Origin of the sequence: Streptomyces sp. NPDC088252 (genome assembly GCF_044740965.1) — a bacterium.
Lineage (GTDB): Bacteria > Actinomycetota > Actinomycetes > Streptomycetales > Streptomycetaceae > Streptomyces.
The window spans coordinates 433,637-445,830 of sequence record NZ_JBIURS010000004.1 but is presented as its reverse complement, the minus strand read 5'-3'; the positions used below and the strand labels follow the sequence as shown (position 1 = coordinate 445,830).

Sequence of the window (12,194 nt, the reverse complement as noted above, 5' to 3'; positions counted from 1 at the left end):
TGGAACCATGACCGACGCGACCCCCGTCATCGAGCGTGGTACCAGCGAGACCCATGGTGACCGGCACATTCTGCGGTTCACGCTACGGCTGCCCCACCCCGTTCCCCGGGTGTGGGCAGCCGTTGCCAGTTCCGAGGGACTGTCCGGCTGGCTCGCCGCCGCCGACCCGTTCGAAGCGCGCGTCGGCGGAGCGGTCACGCTGCGCTGGCTGAACACCGGCCGGGACGGGAACGCCACGGTCGCCTCCGGCACCGTCACCGCCTGGGACGTCGAACGCGTCGCCGAATACACCCTCGAAGGACTCCACGGCCGTATCCGCTTCCACCTGGAGCCACCGCGCGGCGACCGTGTGCTGCTGCGCTTCACCAACGAGTTCCGGGGCGACGACGCACTGCGGCTGGACTGCCTCGCCGGCTGGCACGACCACTTCCAGTACCTCGTGGACGCGCTCGACGGCTACCCCGCCGACTGGTCGAAGTGGACCCCGGTCCGGTGGGCGGGGCTGCGCGAGGAGTACGCCGCGCCCGAGCGGTGACACGGCGTCACGGTGCCGAGGAGGGCGGCAGGCACTTCGGGTCCGGCGGTGCGCCCTGCGGCCAGGCGATCGTCACGAACCGCTGACTGGCGTCCTCGGGCGCCAGCTCCACCACCGGCACCGCCTTGTTGTAAGGGTTTCCGTGGTTGTCCAGGCAGATCCAGCCGCTGGCCCCCGACACCCGCAGCGACCCCTTCACCCGTGGCCACTGCTCGCCCACGTCCGCGGGCTGCGGCAGCCGCTTGCCCTCCGGGGTCGCCTGCCGGATGCCGTGCACCGCCAGCGACATCGCGTCGTACGCGATGATGACCTGGCCGTCGGTCAGCTCCCGGTGACCGGTCGGACCGACCGGGCCCACGGGCTTCTTCCCGATCGTGGCCAGCAGATCCAGCAGGCTCCGGTAGTCCGCCGGGGAGCCGCCCGTCGCCGCCCCGCCCTTCGCCGCCGCCCAGGCGTCCGGGTGCGCCAGCGAGGCGTAGCGGACCGTCACCTTGCGGCGCAGCGCGCCCCGGTCGAGCTTCTTGTCGCTGCCGAGGTACGAGCCCTCGTCGCCGGTCAGGATCGTGAACGGGCGGCTCTGGCAGCCCCGGGCCCCGAGCGCGTTGATGAACTGCCGCAGCTGGGTGTGGCGTCCGGCGAAGAACACCGTCTCCGCGTCCGTGTCGCAGATGAGGTGGATGATCTGCTGGAACGTATTGGCCGTGGTGCCCTCGTCGTTCGGGTCCTTGCGCGAGGTGAACAGCTGCGGCTCGTACCGCGTGCCCTTCGTCAGCGAGGCGAACGCGGCCCGAAGCGTGTCCGTGTAGTGGTCGCCGGTACGGGTGTCCTGCACCAGCAGCGCCTTGTCCGCCTTCACCTTTCCGAAGTGCGCCAGCGCCCGTGCCTCGTCCCGGTTGGTCGGCGACACCCGCGCCAGACCGGGGAACGGATCGCCGGCCGGCCCGTTGGCGATGTCGTCGGCGGTGATCGTGGTCCCGACGACCGCGATGTGCGCGGAGGTCAGCTCCTTGATGGCCGAGGCGACCTCCGGACTGCTGGTGGCGACCCCGGACACGGCCCGCAGATGGTCCGGGGCCCCGGTCATCTTCTTCAGCCGGTCCACCGTCGGCCGCCACAGCAGGTTGTTCTTCCCCGTGTTGGCGAGCACCAGCCGGATCTTCGGCACCTGATCGTTCGACAGACGATTGGCCCGGTACTGCTCGGCGAACGCGCCCTGCAGCTCGCGTTGCATCTTCGTCTGCATGGCCTCGTCCGTCGACGTCAGCGGCAGCAGCAGGGCGACCGTCGCGTACCGGCCGGGCTTCAGGGTGTCGTTCTCCCGCGCGATGGCCGCGGCGACCTCGGTCAGCTTCGGCCGGCCGAAGTCGTAGGCGCCGCCGGAGACCCCCACGCACTCGTCGCTGCCCCGTGGCCGCTCCACCCCCGGAGCACACGAGCGGTCCTCGGGAGCGGTGAGCCGGCCGATGCCGTACCAGCCGGACGTGATGACCAGGGCGCCCACCACCACGCTGGTGACGACCTTCTGCCTCGCCGTGTACCAGACGCGATAACGCAGTGGATTAGGCACGCGAACCACCGTCCCCCCGTCGCTGCCCGCTTCCGCCCGTGGCCGGTCCGTCCGTGCCCGACGCCCCCGGCGGCATGGAGAGCTGCCGCCAGGCCCCGATGTCCCGAGGCCAGTGCGTCGCCGCGTCCCACAGCACGCTGTTGCCCGTCGGATGCCTGCCGGACAGCTGTCGCAGTTCGTGCGCCATCTTGTCGATCACCTCTTCGTCCGGCAGGGCCAGCGGATCGGACAGCAGCCATACGGCGTGCAGCAGCCGGCGCAGCTGCAGCTGGAGCTCCACGGCCCGCTCGCCGAGCCCCGCGAGCCCCGTCTCCCCGTCCGGCAGCGAACCGGACGCCTCCCGGCCGAGCGCGACCGCCCGCCGGGGATCGGGACCGGTGTAACCGGGCGGACGCGGATACGGGGCCGAGGCGATGAACCGCAGCGAGCCGAGCCACGCCGTCACGTCCGGCTCGGTGAACCGCTCCCGCAGGTGCGTCACGCAGTCCCTCGTCCTGCCCAGCACCAGCTCCTGGTGCAGCCGGTGCGGGACGCTCGGAAAGCGGCCCCCGGGCGCGTACGCCGTGCGCAGCGTCTCGTGCACCGCACGCCACACCGCGTAGTACGGATGGTCGTCGTCCTGGAACCGCAGCCGGTACAGCAGCAGCGCGCGCAGCAGCGGATCGGCGACGAAGTGGTCCGGCCCGACCGGCCAGTCCTGCGCCCGCAGCGCGTCGCGCGCCTGCAACGCCACGTCGCCCTCCAGCGACCGGCCGCGCAGCCGGGCCGTGGCCAGCAGCCGCGCCGACTCCTCGCCGTGCGCGGCGGCCAGCACACTCAGTACGTCGAGCTGCTGTCCCGGCAGCAGCCGCGCCAGCAACTCGTCCGCCACCCGCACCGGCGCGCGGTCCTCGCGCAGCTCCACCGTGCAGTCCAGCAGCGTCCCCGGCACCAGCGAGCCCGGTCGCGGCGCACCCGTGCGGGACGACCCCGGCACCAACGCCTCGCCCGCCGCCTGGGCCAGCAGTGCCACACCCAGCGGGCGCCCGCCCGTCAGCCGGTGCACCCCGCGGGCCAGGCCGGCCGGGGCGCGGCCCACCGGATCGTGCCGGTCGAACGCCGCCTGCACATGGGCCGGGCCCAGCGCGGTGAGTTCCACGGCCAGGATCCCGGACGTCACCTCCGAGCCGCGGACCCAGTGCGAACCGTGCGCCACCTCGGGCAGCCGCCGGCGCACCGCATGGCTCAGCCCCTCGTGACCACGGGCGCGCGAGGAGGCGAACACGGCGATCCGGTCCCGCACCCCGGCGGCCCGCTGCCGCAGCACCGGCTCGACCAGCTGCCGACCCAGCCGCGTGTGCGCGTTGTCCAGCAGCAGTACCGGGCGGCCCCGGCGGGCACCGCGCGCCAGACCCCCGTACGCCCGTACCAGGTCCGCGACCAGTGCGAGCACCAGATGGTCCTCGGCACGGCGACGCAGATCACCACCGCGCTCGAAATCGACCGCCAGCTGCCGCAGCCCGATCCGTCCGTTGCCGCCCGCGTGCGGATAGCTCCCGTACCAGTCCGCCGAACGCCGCTGGAACCGGCTGAACGACTCCTCCAGCACCGTCTCGATCGTGGCCTCGGCGACCATCCCGGCCAGCGGCACGACGGAGTCGAAGGCGCTCGCCGCCAGCTTCGTCAGCACCTTGGTGACCCAGCCCGTCGCCGCGTCCCCCCGTGTGTCGACGGTCGCCAGCACCGGGCCCAGCGACTGCAGGTCCCGCTGCGCCCGCGTCTCGTCCTCCCGCGTCCAGGAGATCGAGGCGACCGCCACCAGGCCGAGGCTCAGCCGGGGAAACTGCACCGGCCGTGCGGCACGCACCTTCGCGGTCAGCTGGATGGCGAGCTCCGGCAGCGCCGCGGTGACCGGGGTCCAGCCGGGTCCCGGGTCCGCGGGCGGTACGACCGCCTCGCAGTCGACCAGGGCGACCGGGGTGATATCCCGGTACAGATGGCGCAGTTGCTTGAGCACGGCCGTCTTGCCCATGCCGCGGCCCCCGGTCAGCACGGCGACCGGCGGATCGTCGCGGTGCTCGTAGGAGACCCCGGCGGAGCCGTGGGGAGTGAGACCTGTCAGACGCGCCGCAAGTCCGTCGTTGCCGAAGATCGCCTCGCGCCCGTACAGCTCTCTCTCCACAGCACCCCCAGCGCCGATGCCCGATCCGATCTGTCACATCGTCAACACCAGCATATCGGGAGGGTGTTGGAGCAAGGAGAAGATTTTCGAACGATCGGTGTCAAGGGGACGGTCCGAGCCACCGGGGCCGCTGTCGGGACGGCCCGACGCGAGGGCGGGGCCGGTGCGGCGCCGGTTCGGGGACGCGAACGACGACGGCCACCGCGTGTCGGGCGACAGGCGGTGGCCGTGCGTGGCGTGCGGTGGGCGGCCGGAGTCCGGACCCTTCCGGTCACAAGGCGGGCGGCGCCGACTCCTCCGGTCCCGACTCGCGCTCGCGGCGCTTGAGCTCCTCCTCGCGGCGGCGCAGATCCGCCTCCCAGTCCTTGAGGAGCGACTCGTCCTTCTTGTTCTCTTCCTTCAGTGCCTTCAGGAACTCCGGATTGTCGTCCGGTGCCACCCACTGCGAGCGGTGGTTGCGGTGCCATTCGGACGGCGTACGGCCCCCCGCGGGCACCGTGCGCATCTTGCCGGCGGCCAGCCAGACGATCGGACCCACGATCCAGAACAGCAGGATGATGAAGACCCAAGCGATCTTCGGCAGGTGCTTGGCCTCGTCCTCCGGGGTGTTCAGGCAGTCGATGAACGCGTAGATCGTCAGCGCCAGCGGCAGGAGATAGATCAGGGCCCGGAACATGTTGGAAAGGTCCCCCTGAGGAGAGTTGGCGGGGCTTGTCCCGCCCCGGTGACGGGCCCAGAGTAGCCGGTGCCGCCGACACCCCACGGCGAGCGGACGGAACCGGCGGTGAGCAGGCCCGGACAGGGGGCCGAGGTCCGCGCGTCGGTGGACATCCGGGCGTGTACGCCCTGCGCGGCCGACGGGAGGTGGGGCACCCCGGGTGATCGGCAGCGGTGATGACAAACTGGACGGCATGGCTTACGACGATCTTCGTTCCCTCCTCCGGGCCCTGGAGCGCGAGGGCGAGCTCAAGCGCATCAAGGCCGAGGTCGACCCCTACCTGGAGGTCGGCGAGATCGTCGACCGGGTGAACAAGGCGGGCGGGCCCGCGTTGCTCTTCGAGAACGTCAAGGGGTCCTCGATGCCCCTGGCCATGAACGTCTTCGGGACCGACAAGCGGCTGCTCAAGGCGCTCGGGCTGAAGTCCTACTCCGACATCAGCGACAAGATCGGCGGGCTGCTGAAGCCGGAGCTGCCGCACGGCTTCGTCGGGGTGCGGGAGGCCTTCGGGAAGCTCGGCTCGATGGTGCACGTGCCGCCGAAGAAGGTGAAGCCCGAGAGCGCACCCGTGCAGGAGGTCGTGCTCACCGGCGACGACGTGGACCTGGACCGGCTGCCCGCGCTCTTCACCTGGCCCGAGGACGGCGGCTCCTTCTTCAACCTGGGGCTCACGCACACCAAGCACCCGGAGACCGGCGTACGGAACCTGGGGCTGTACCGGCTCCAGCGTCACGACCGGCGCACCATCGGGATGCACTGGCAGATCCACAAGGACAGCCGCAACCACTACCAGGTCGCCGCGAAGCGCGGGGAGCGGCTGCCGGTCGCCATCGCGTTCGGGGCGCCGCCCGCGGTGACGTACGCGTCCACCGCGCCGCTGCCCGGGGACATCGACGAGTACCTCTTCGCCGGGTTCATCCAGGGCAAGCGGATCGAGATGGTCGACTGCAAGACCGTGCCGTTGCAGGTCCCGGCGCAGGCGGAGGTCGTCATCGAGGGGTGGCTGGAGCCCGGGAAGATGCTTCCCGAGGGGCCCTTCGGGGACCACACCGGCTTCTACACGCCGCAGGAACCGTTCCCCGCGCTGACCATCGACTGCGTGACCATGCGGAAGCGCCCGCTGCTGCAGTCGATCGTGGTGGGCCGGCCGCCGACCGAGGACGGGCCCCTGGGGCGGGCCACCGAGCGGTTCTTCCTGCCGCTCCTCAAGATCATCGTGCCGGACATCGTGGACTACCACCTGCCGGAGGCGGGCGGCTTCCACAACTGCGCGATCGTCTCGATCGACAAGAAGTACCCGAAGCACGCCCAGAAGGTGATGAGTGCCATCTGGGGGGCGCACATGATGTCGCTGACCAAGCTGATCGTGGTCGTGGACTCCGACTGCGACGTCCACGATCTGCACGAGGTGGCGTGGCGGGCGCTCGGCAACACGGACTACGCGCGGGACCTGACCGTCACCGAGGGGCCGGTCGATCATCTCGATCACGCCTCCTACCAGCAGTTCTGGGGTGGCAAGGCGGGTATCGACGCGACGAAGAAGTGGCCCGAGGAGGGCTACACCCGGGACGGGGGCTGGCCGGACATGGTCGAGTCCGACCCCGAGACGGCGGCGAAGGTCGACCGCCGGTGGAAGGAATACGGACTGTGAGCGCCGCCGAAGCAGCAGCACTGGGCTCAGGGCCCGTTCAGCCGAACAGCAAGGTCAAGGCGTTTCTGCGGCTCGTGATGATCGAGCACTCGGTCTTCGCGCTGCCCTTCGCGTACATCGCCGCGCTGACCGCGATGTTCCGGGCGGACCGGTCCATCCACTGGGCCACGCTGCTGCTCGTCACCATCGCGATGGTGGGGCTTCGGACGTTCGCCATGGCCTGCAACCGGATCATCGACCGGGAGATCGACGCCCGTAACCCGCGCACCGCGAGCCGGGAGCTGGTCACCGGCGCGGTCTCCGTGAAGTCGGCGTGGACGGGGGCGCTCGTCGCCGTCGTGGTCTTCCTCGGGGCGGCGGCCCTGCTGAACCCGCTCTGCCTGGCGCTGGCGCCGGTCGCGGTGGTGCCGATGGTGGTCTATCCGTACGGGAAGCGGTTCACCCACTACCCGCACGCCATCCTGGGGATCGCGCAGGCCATAGGGCCGATCGGTGCCTGGCTGGCGGTGACCGGCAGCTGGTCCTGGGACGCGGTGATCCTCGGTCTCGCGGTCGGGATCTGGATCGGTGGCTTCGACCTGATCTTCGGCTGCCAGGACGTCCAGGCGGACCGGGCGCACGGGGTGCTGTCGGTGCCGGCCCGGTTCGGGATTCCGGCCGCGCTGTGGGGGGCGCGGGTCTGCCATGTGGTGACGACCGGGCTGCTCGTCTGGTTCGGGCTGGCCACTCAGGCGGGGCTCTTCTACTGGATCGGCATGGTGATCGTCGCCGTCGCCTTCGTGTACGAGCACCGGGTCGTGCGTCCGCACGATCTGTCCCGGCTGAACCGCGCGTTCTTCTCGGTCAACGGCTTCATCGGGATCGCGCTCTTCGCGTGCGCTCTCCTGGACCTGCTGGTGCGGGGCCTGACCGTCTGAGCCTGTCCGGCGAGGCAGGTCACCTGTCGTGGTCAAGGACCCCCGCGTCACGGGTCCGTCCCAGTGGACTGCGGGCGCCAACAGGTGCGGAACGGTGGCGGGAACCGCGGTCCCGGCCGGCCGGCGACGTTTCCCGGCGCGGTGCGGCGAGCCGTGTCCGGCCCCTGTTTCCCTTGCCGGACGGCGGCAGGGGCGGGTGCGGCAGGGGCGGGTGCGGGCGGGGCAGGCCCGTTGGTGGTGCGCGTTGTGCCTGGGCTGTGCGTGTAACAGGGGTGTATTAGCGGGTGGTTGGGCGGAACGGGTCGCCGGGCCGGGCAGCTCTTGGTGATCAGAAACGCTCGCTCGTACCGACCGTGCCGAGCGGCCGACACCCCCCACTGACACCGAGGAAGAAACGATGCGCGTACAGAAGCTCACCTTCGCCGCCCTGGCCGTTGTCGCCGGTCTCTCGCTCACGGCCTGCCAGAACGGCGAGGACGACCTGGGACAGACCGCCCCGTCGTCCGCGTCCTCCGCGTCGTCCGCGAGCGGCGGTTCGGGCTCGGGCGGTACGAACCAGGACGGCGGCAAGGACTCCGCCGGGAAGGGGTCCGGCGGGCAGGGGTCCGGCGGGCAGGGCACGGCCGCCGGGACCGGCTCCAACGTGAACAGCAAGGTCGGCAAGTGCCGCACCGACGACCTGGACATCACCGCGTCGGACAGCACCATCGACGGCGACACCGAGGGCACCGTCGCGGTGGAGTTCAAGAACGGCGGCCGGGACTGCGTGCTCTCCGGGTACGCGGGCGTCGACCTGAAGACCAGCGCGGGGTCACTGCCCGCGCAGCGTACCGGTGAGAAGGCCACCCCGATGACCCTCAAGAACGGGAAGTCGGTGTACTTCGGCATCAACTACCCGCTCAACAAGTCGGGCGGCTCCGGCGTCCGCATCACGGCCCTGGTGGTGACCCCGCCGGACGAGACGAAGTCGTTCTCCCTCGAATGGCCGGGCGCCGCCACGCTGCCCGTCACGGACGGCTCCGGCTCCCCGGTGAAGGTCGGCCCGATGGGGAGCGCCGGTCAGGGCGAGGGCTGACCCGGACACCACGGGATCCGTCCGCGCTCCACGGCATCAGCGGCCGAACGCGCTCTACGGTATGAGCGGCCGGGCGGGCGGCACCGTGCTCCGGCCGCACGCGGGGCGGCGGAAGACGAAGGCCGCCGCCACGCCCGCCGCCAGTCCGAACAGGTGGCCCTGCCAGCTGACCGAGGTGTTGGCGGGGGAGAGCCCCAGCAGGATCGACGAGCCCCATATCGCGCCGATCACCAGGCCGACGCCGATGTCGAGCGGTCTGCGGTCCACGAAGCCGCGCACGAGCAGGTAGCCGAAGAGGCCGAAGACCAGGCCGGACGCGCCCGCCGTGTTGGAGTGGTCCGGCGCCACCAGCCAGACGCCGAGGCCGTCGACCACGATGATCAGCGCGGCCACGGCCGCGAAGCGGCGGATGCCGCCCAGCGCGGCCAGGAAGCCGAAGACCAGCAGCGGCACGCTGTTGGACGCGACATGGCCGAAGCCGAAGTGGATGAAGGACGCGGGCACGACGTCCAGCAGTTCACCGGGCCGGCGCGGCTCGATCCCGTACGCGTCCAGGGAGTGGCCGGTCGCCACGTCGACGACTTCGAGGATCCAGAGGAACGCCACCCAGCCCACCATCAGCTTGGCCGCGGCCTTCGCGCGCTCGCCCGTGCTCCACGCCGACGCGAATCGATCCGACGATGCGGCCACCGCTGCCTCCTGTCGTTCCGTGTCGCCCCTGTTCCCTCCCTCAAAACGCCTGAGGCCCCTTCCTCGGTTCCGGTTCCGCGCAGCCGGATAGGCTCGGGTGCGTGGATTCCGGGACTTCAGTGAGTCAGCAGCAGCGGCAGCCTTGGATTGTCGGGGTTTCCGGCGCTTCGGGCACCCCGTTCGCCGCCGCCGTGCTGCGCGGTCTGCTGGCCGCGGGGGAGAGCGTGGACCTGGTGGTGAGCCGGGCGTCGCGGCTGACGCTGCTGGACGAGACCGGGATCGCGTTCCGCGACGCGCACTGGCAGGAGGACCTGCGCGGCTGGCTGGCGCGCGGGGCGGACGGAAAGCCGCACACCTTCGACGTGGACGTCGAGGGCGTACGGCACTGGGCGGCCGGTGACCTCGCGGCGGGTCCGTCCTCGGGGTCGTACCCGGCGAAGGGGATGCTGATCGTGCCCGCTTCGACGGCGTGCGTGGCCGGGGTGGCGCTCGGGCTCTCGAAGGATCTGCTCCAGCGGGCCGCGAGCGTGACGCTCAAGGAGCGGCGGAAGCTGGTCGTCGCGGTGCGGGAGACCCCGCTGAACGGGCAGACGCTGAAGCATCTGGTGAGTCTGGACGAGGCGGGCGCCGTGGTGCTGCCCGCCTCTCCGGCGTTCTATGCGGGGGCGACGCACATCCAGGATCTGGTGGACTTCGTCGCGGGGCGGGTGCTGGACGCGGCGGGGGTTCCGCACGACCTGTACCGCCGGTGGGAGGGAGAGCTCGGTGGGGGCTCTCGTGGCTCCGGGGGCTGAGCCTGTGGTCAGCGCTTCTTCGTGGCGCGCGGGTTGCGGGTCCTGTCGACCCGGTGCGCGGCGGCGGGCTGGTGGGCACGCGAGCGGTTGGCCAGGTCCTGCAGCTCGCGCATTCGGGCGTAGGCCATCTCGATCGTGTACACGGTGTTCTCACTCCTGAAGATTCGAAAGCGTTTTTTGGATGCTCGGGAAGATTTGCAGGCTCTGAAGCCCGCATGCCTTAGATTCTACACGTAGACTCGCGATACTGCTGAACAATGGAAGGTTTCAGTCATATGGACGCGGTGGACAGGCAGCTCATCCAGGCCCTCAGGGAGAACGGCAGGGCCTCGTACGCCGAGCTGGGGCGGCTCGTCGGGCTCTCCGGGCCCAGCGTCACCGACCGCATCAACCGGCTGGAAACCGCCGGTGTCATCACCGGCTACCGCGCCACCGTCGACGCCGCGTCCCTGGGGCTCGGGGTCACGGCCCTGATCGGCATCTCGCTCTCCGACGCGGCCGATCACGAGGACGTGGCGCGCAGGCTGAAGGACCTCGCGGAGATCGAGGACGCCTGGTTCATCGCGGGTGACGACTCGTACATGCTCAAGGTGCGGGTCGGTGACGTGGACGGTCTGGAGAAGACGATCCGTCGGCTCAGCGGCACGAGGGGCGTCTCGCGCACGCGTACCACGATCGTGCTCTCCACCAAGTGGGAGAACCGGGTCGGGGAACTTCCCGAAGAGGCGTAGGCGTAACGTGGTGGGGCCCCCGGGGGACCGGGGGTTTCGCCCGGTATCACCTGTCACCGGGATACGCACAGCACGTCGACGACTGGGAGGCAGCCGCATGGACGTTGGGCTCAAGCGCGAGCTGGAGGAGAAGGTCCGCGCGGGAGAGCGGCTGACCCGCGAGGACGGTATCGCCCTCTACGAGTCGGACGACCTGGCCTGGCTCGGCGGTCTCGCCCATGAGGTGCGCACCCGCAAGAACGGCGACGTCGTGCACTTCAACGTCAACCGGCACCTCAACATGACCAATGTGTGCACCGCGTCGTGCGCGTACTGCTCGTTCCAGCGCAAGCCGGGCGAGAAGGACGCGTACACCATGCGCATCGAGGAGGCCGTCCGGCTCGCGAAGGCGATGGAGGGCGAGAACCTCACCGAACTGCACATCGTCAACGGGCTGCACCCCACCCTGCCGTGGCGTTACTACCCGCGCTCGCTCAGCGCGCTGAAGGAGGCCCTGCCGCAGGTCTCCCTCAAGGCGTTCACCGCCACCGAGATCCACCACTTCGAGACCATCTCCGGGCTGTCGGCCTCCAAGATCCTCGACGAGCTGATCGAGGCCGGTCTGGAGTCGCTGACCGGTGGCGGCGCGGAGATCTTCGACTGGGAGGTCCGTCAGCACATCGTGGACCACGACACCCACTGGGAGGACTGGTCGCGCATCCACCGCCTGGCGCACGAGAAGGGGCTCAAGACCCCGGCGACGATGCTGTACGGGCACATCGAGGAGCCCCGGCACCGTGTCGACCATGTGCTGCGGCTGCGTGAGCTGCAGGACGAGACCGGTGGCTTCCAGGTCTTCATCCCGCTGCGCTACCAGCACGACTTCGTGGACATGAAGGACGGCAAGGTCCGCAACAGGCTCCAGGCGCGCACGACGATGGCGACCGGCGCCGAGGCGCTGAAGACCTTCGCCGTCTCGCGGCTCCTGTTCGACAACGTCCCGCACGTCAAGGTCTTCTGGGTGATGCACGGTGTGCAGACCGCCCAGCTCGCGCTGCAGCACGGCGCGGACGACATGGACGGCTCGGTCGTCGAGTACAAGATCACGCACGACGCGGACAACTACGGCACGCCGAACAAGCTCGGCCGTGAGGATCTGCTCGACCTGATCCGTGACGCGGGCTTCCGGCCCGTCGAGCGCAACACCCGGTACGAGATCATCCGCGAGTACCCGGGCCCGGACGCCGAGCGGCGCGAGTCGCCGCAGCCGATGCGCGTCTGACCCGCACGCCGTCAGCGCCACCCCGCATGAGAGCCCCGGCCGCCGGCCGGGGCTTTCTTGCGTATCGGACAGCGCTTGAGCCCCGAGTTCGGTA

12 protein-coding genes are annotated in these 12,194 nt (G+C 70.7%); 7 read left to right on the top strand and 5 right to left on the bottom strand.

What is annotated here, in order from left to right:
- The first annotated feature begins 7 nt into the window (after positions 1-7).
- Positions 8-535 carry an SRPBCC domain-containing protein gene (locus tag ACIOHC_RS11820; RefSeq protein WP_401842594.1) on the top strand — a complete coding sequence of 176 codons (528 nt, stop codon included), beginning with the start codon at positions 8-10 and terminating at the stop codon, positions 533-535.
- Positions 536-542: 7 nt separating this feature from the next.
- Here ACIOHC_RS11820 and ACIOHC_RS11815 read toward each other — a convergent pair whose 3' ends face one another.
- From ACIOHC_RS11815 to ACIOHC_RS11805, 3 genes are all read right to left on the bottom strand, one after another.
- Positions 543-2,102, bottom strand: coding sequence for a hypothetical protein (locus tag ACIOHC_RS11815; RefSeq protein ID WP_401842593.1), 1,560 nt, complete (start codon positions 2,100-2,102; stop codon positions 543-545).
- The gene (locus ACIOHC_RS11810) at positions 2,095-4,263 is read right to left on the bottom strand and encodes a hypothetical protein (protein WP_401842591.1); all 2,169 of its coding nucleotides are present in this window, start codon (positions 4,261-4,263) and stop codon (positions 2,095-2,097) included. The genes ACIOHC_RS11815 and ACIOHC_RS11810 overlap by 8 nt, the downstream gene beginning before the upstream one ends.
- Before the next feature lie 271 nt (positions 4,264-4,534).
- The gene (locus ACIOHC_RS11805; protein ID WP_351080096.1) at positions 4,535-4,939 is read right to left on the bottom strand and encodes a PLD nuclease N-terminal domain-containing protein; all 405 of its coding nucleotides are present in this window, start codon (positions 4,937-4,939) and stop codon (positions 4,535-4,537) included.
- Positions 4,940-5,174: 235 nt separating this feature from the next.
- Between ACIOHC_RS11805 and ACIOHC_RS11800 the strand changes: the two genes are divergently transcribed.
- From ACIOHC_RS11800 to ACIOHC_RS11790, 3 genes are all read left to right on the top strand, one after another.
- A complete protein-coding gene (locus tag ACIOHC_RS11800) occupies positions 5,175-6,632 on the top strand; it encodes a menaquinone biosynthesis decarboxylase (RefSeq protein WP_351080098.1) in 1,458 nt (485 codons plus the stop codon).
- A complete protein-coding gene (mqnP, locus tag ACIOHC_RS11795) occupies positions 6,629-7,549 on the top strand; it encodes a menaquinone biosynthesis prenyltransferase MqnP (protein WP_351080099.1) in 921 nt (306 codons plus the stop codon). The genes ACIOHC_RS11800 and mqnP overlap by 4 nt, the downstream gene beginning before the upstream one ends.
- A 397-nt stretch (positions 7,550-7,946) precedes the next feature.
- Positions 7,947-8,624 (top strand): DUF4232 domain-containing protein, encoded by a 678-nt coding sequence (locus tag ACIOHC_RS11790; protein ID WP_365691225.1) that lies wholly within the window; start codon positions 7,947-7,949, stop codon positions 8,622-8,624.
- A 54-nt stretch (positions 8,625-8,678) separates the two neighbouring features.
- On the opposite strand, the gene ACIOHC_RS11785 is transcribed toward ACIOHC_RS11790, so the two are convergent.
- Positions 8,679-9,242, bottom strand: coding sequence for a rhomboid family intramembrane serine protease (locus tag ACIOHC_RS11785; protein WP_365691245.1), 564 nt, complete (start codon positions 9,240-9,242; stop codon positions 8,679-8,681).
- 191 nt (positions 9,243-9,433) lie between these two features.
- On the opposite strand from ACIOHC_RS11785, the gene ACIOHC_RS11780 reads away from it, so the two are divergent.
- Positions 9,434-10,108: a UbiX family flavin prenyltransferase gene (locus tag ACIOHC_RS11780; RefSeq protein WP_351080155.1), complete on the top strand. Its 675-nt coding sequence runs from the start codon at positions 9,434-9,436 to the stop codon at positions 10,106-10,108.
- Positions 10,109-10,116: 8 nt separating this feature from the next.
- On the opposite strand, the gene ACIOHC_RS11775 is transcribed toward ACIOHC_RS11780, so the two are convergent.
- Positions 10,117-10,251, bottom strand: coding sequence for a hypothetical protein (locus ACIOHC_RS11775; RefSeq protein ID WP_351080102.1), 135 nt, complete (start codon positions 10,249-10,251; stop codon positions 10,117-10,119).
- 132 nt (positions 10,252-10,383) lie between these two features.
- On the opposite strand from ACIOHC_RS11775, the gene ACIOHC_RS11770 reads away from it, so the two are divergent.
- Entirely contained in the window at positions 10,384-10,839 is a 456-nt protein-coding gene (locus tag ACIOHC_RS11770; protein ID WP_351080104.1) for an Lrp/AsnC family transcriptional regulator, read from the top strand.
- Between the two features lie 97 nt (positions 10,840-10,936).
- Complete coding sequence (gene mqnE / locus ACIOHC_RS11765) at positions 10,937-12,100, top strand: aminofutalosine synthase MqnE (RefSeq protein ID WP_401842589.1); 1,164 nt, start codon at positions 10,937-10,939, stop codon at positions 12,098-12,100.
- Positions 12,101-12,194: the final 94 nt, after the last annotated feature.

Excerpts from the sequence above, each read along its gene's own strand:
- ACIOHC_RS11820 (WP_401842594.1), top strand. The coding sequence starts at position 8 with ATGACCGACGCGACCCCCGTCATCGAGCGTGGTACCAGCGAGACCCAT.
- ACIOHC_RS11805 (WP_351080096.1), bottom strand. The coding sequence starts at position 4,939 with ATGTTCCGGGCCCTGATCTATCTCCTGCCGCTGGCGCTGACGATCTAC.
- ACIOHC_RS11800 (WP_351080098.1), top strand. The coding sequence starts at position 5,175 with ATGGCTTACGACGATCTTCGTTCCCTCCTCCGGGCCCTGGAGCGCGAG.
- ACIOHC_RS11790 (WP_365691225.1), top strand. The coding sequence starts at position 7,947 with ATGCGCGTACAGAAGCTCACCTTCGCCGCCCTGGCCGTTGTCGCCGGT.
- ACIOHC_RS11785 (WP_365691245.1), bottom strand. The coding sequence starts at position 9,242 with ATGGTGGGCTGGGTGGCGTTCCTCTGGATCCTCGAAGTCGTCGACGTG.
- ACIOHC_RS11770 (WP_351080104.1), top strand. The coding sequence starts at position 10,384 with ATGGACGCGGTGGACAGGCAGCTCATCCAGGCCCTCAGGGAGAACGGC.
- mqnE (WP_401842589.1), top strand. The coding sequence starts at position 10,937 with ATGGACGTTGGGCTCAAGCGCGAGCTGGAGGAGAAGGTCCGCGCGGGA.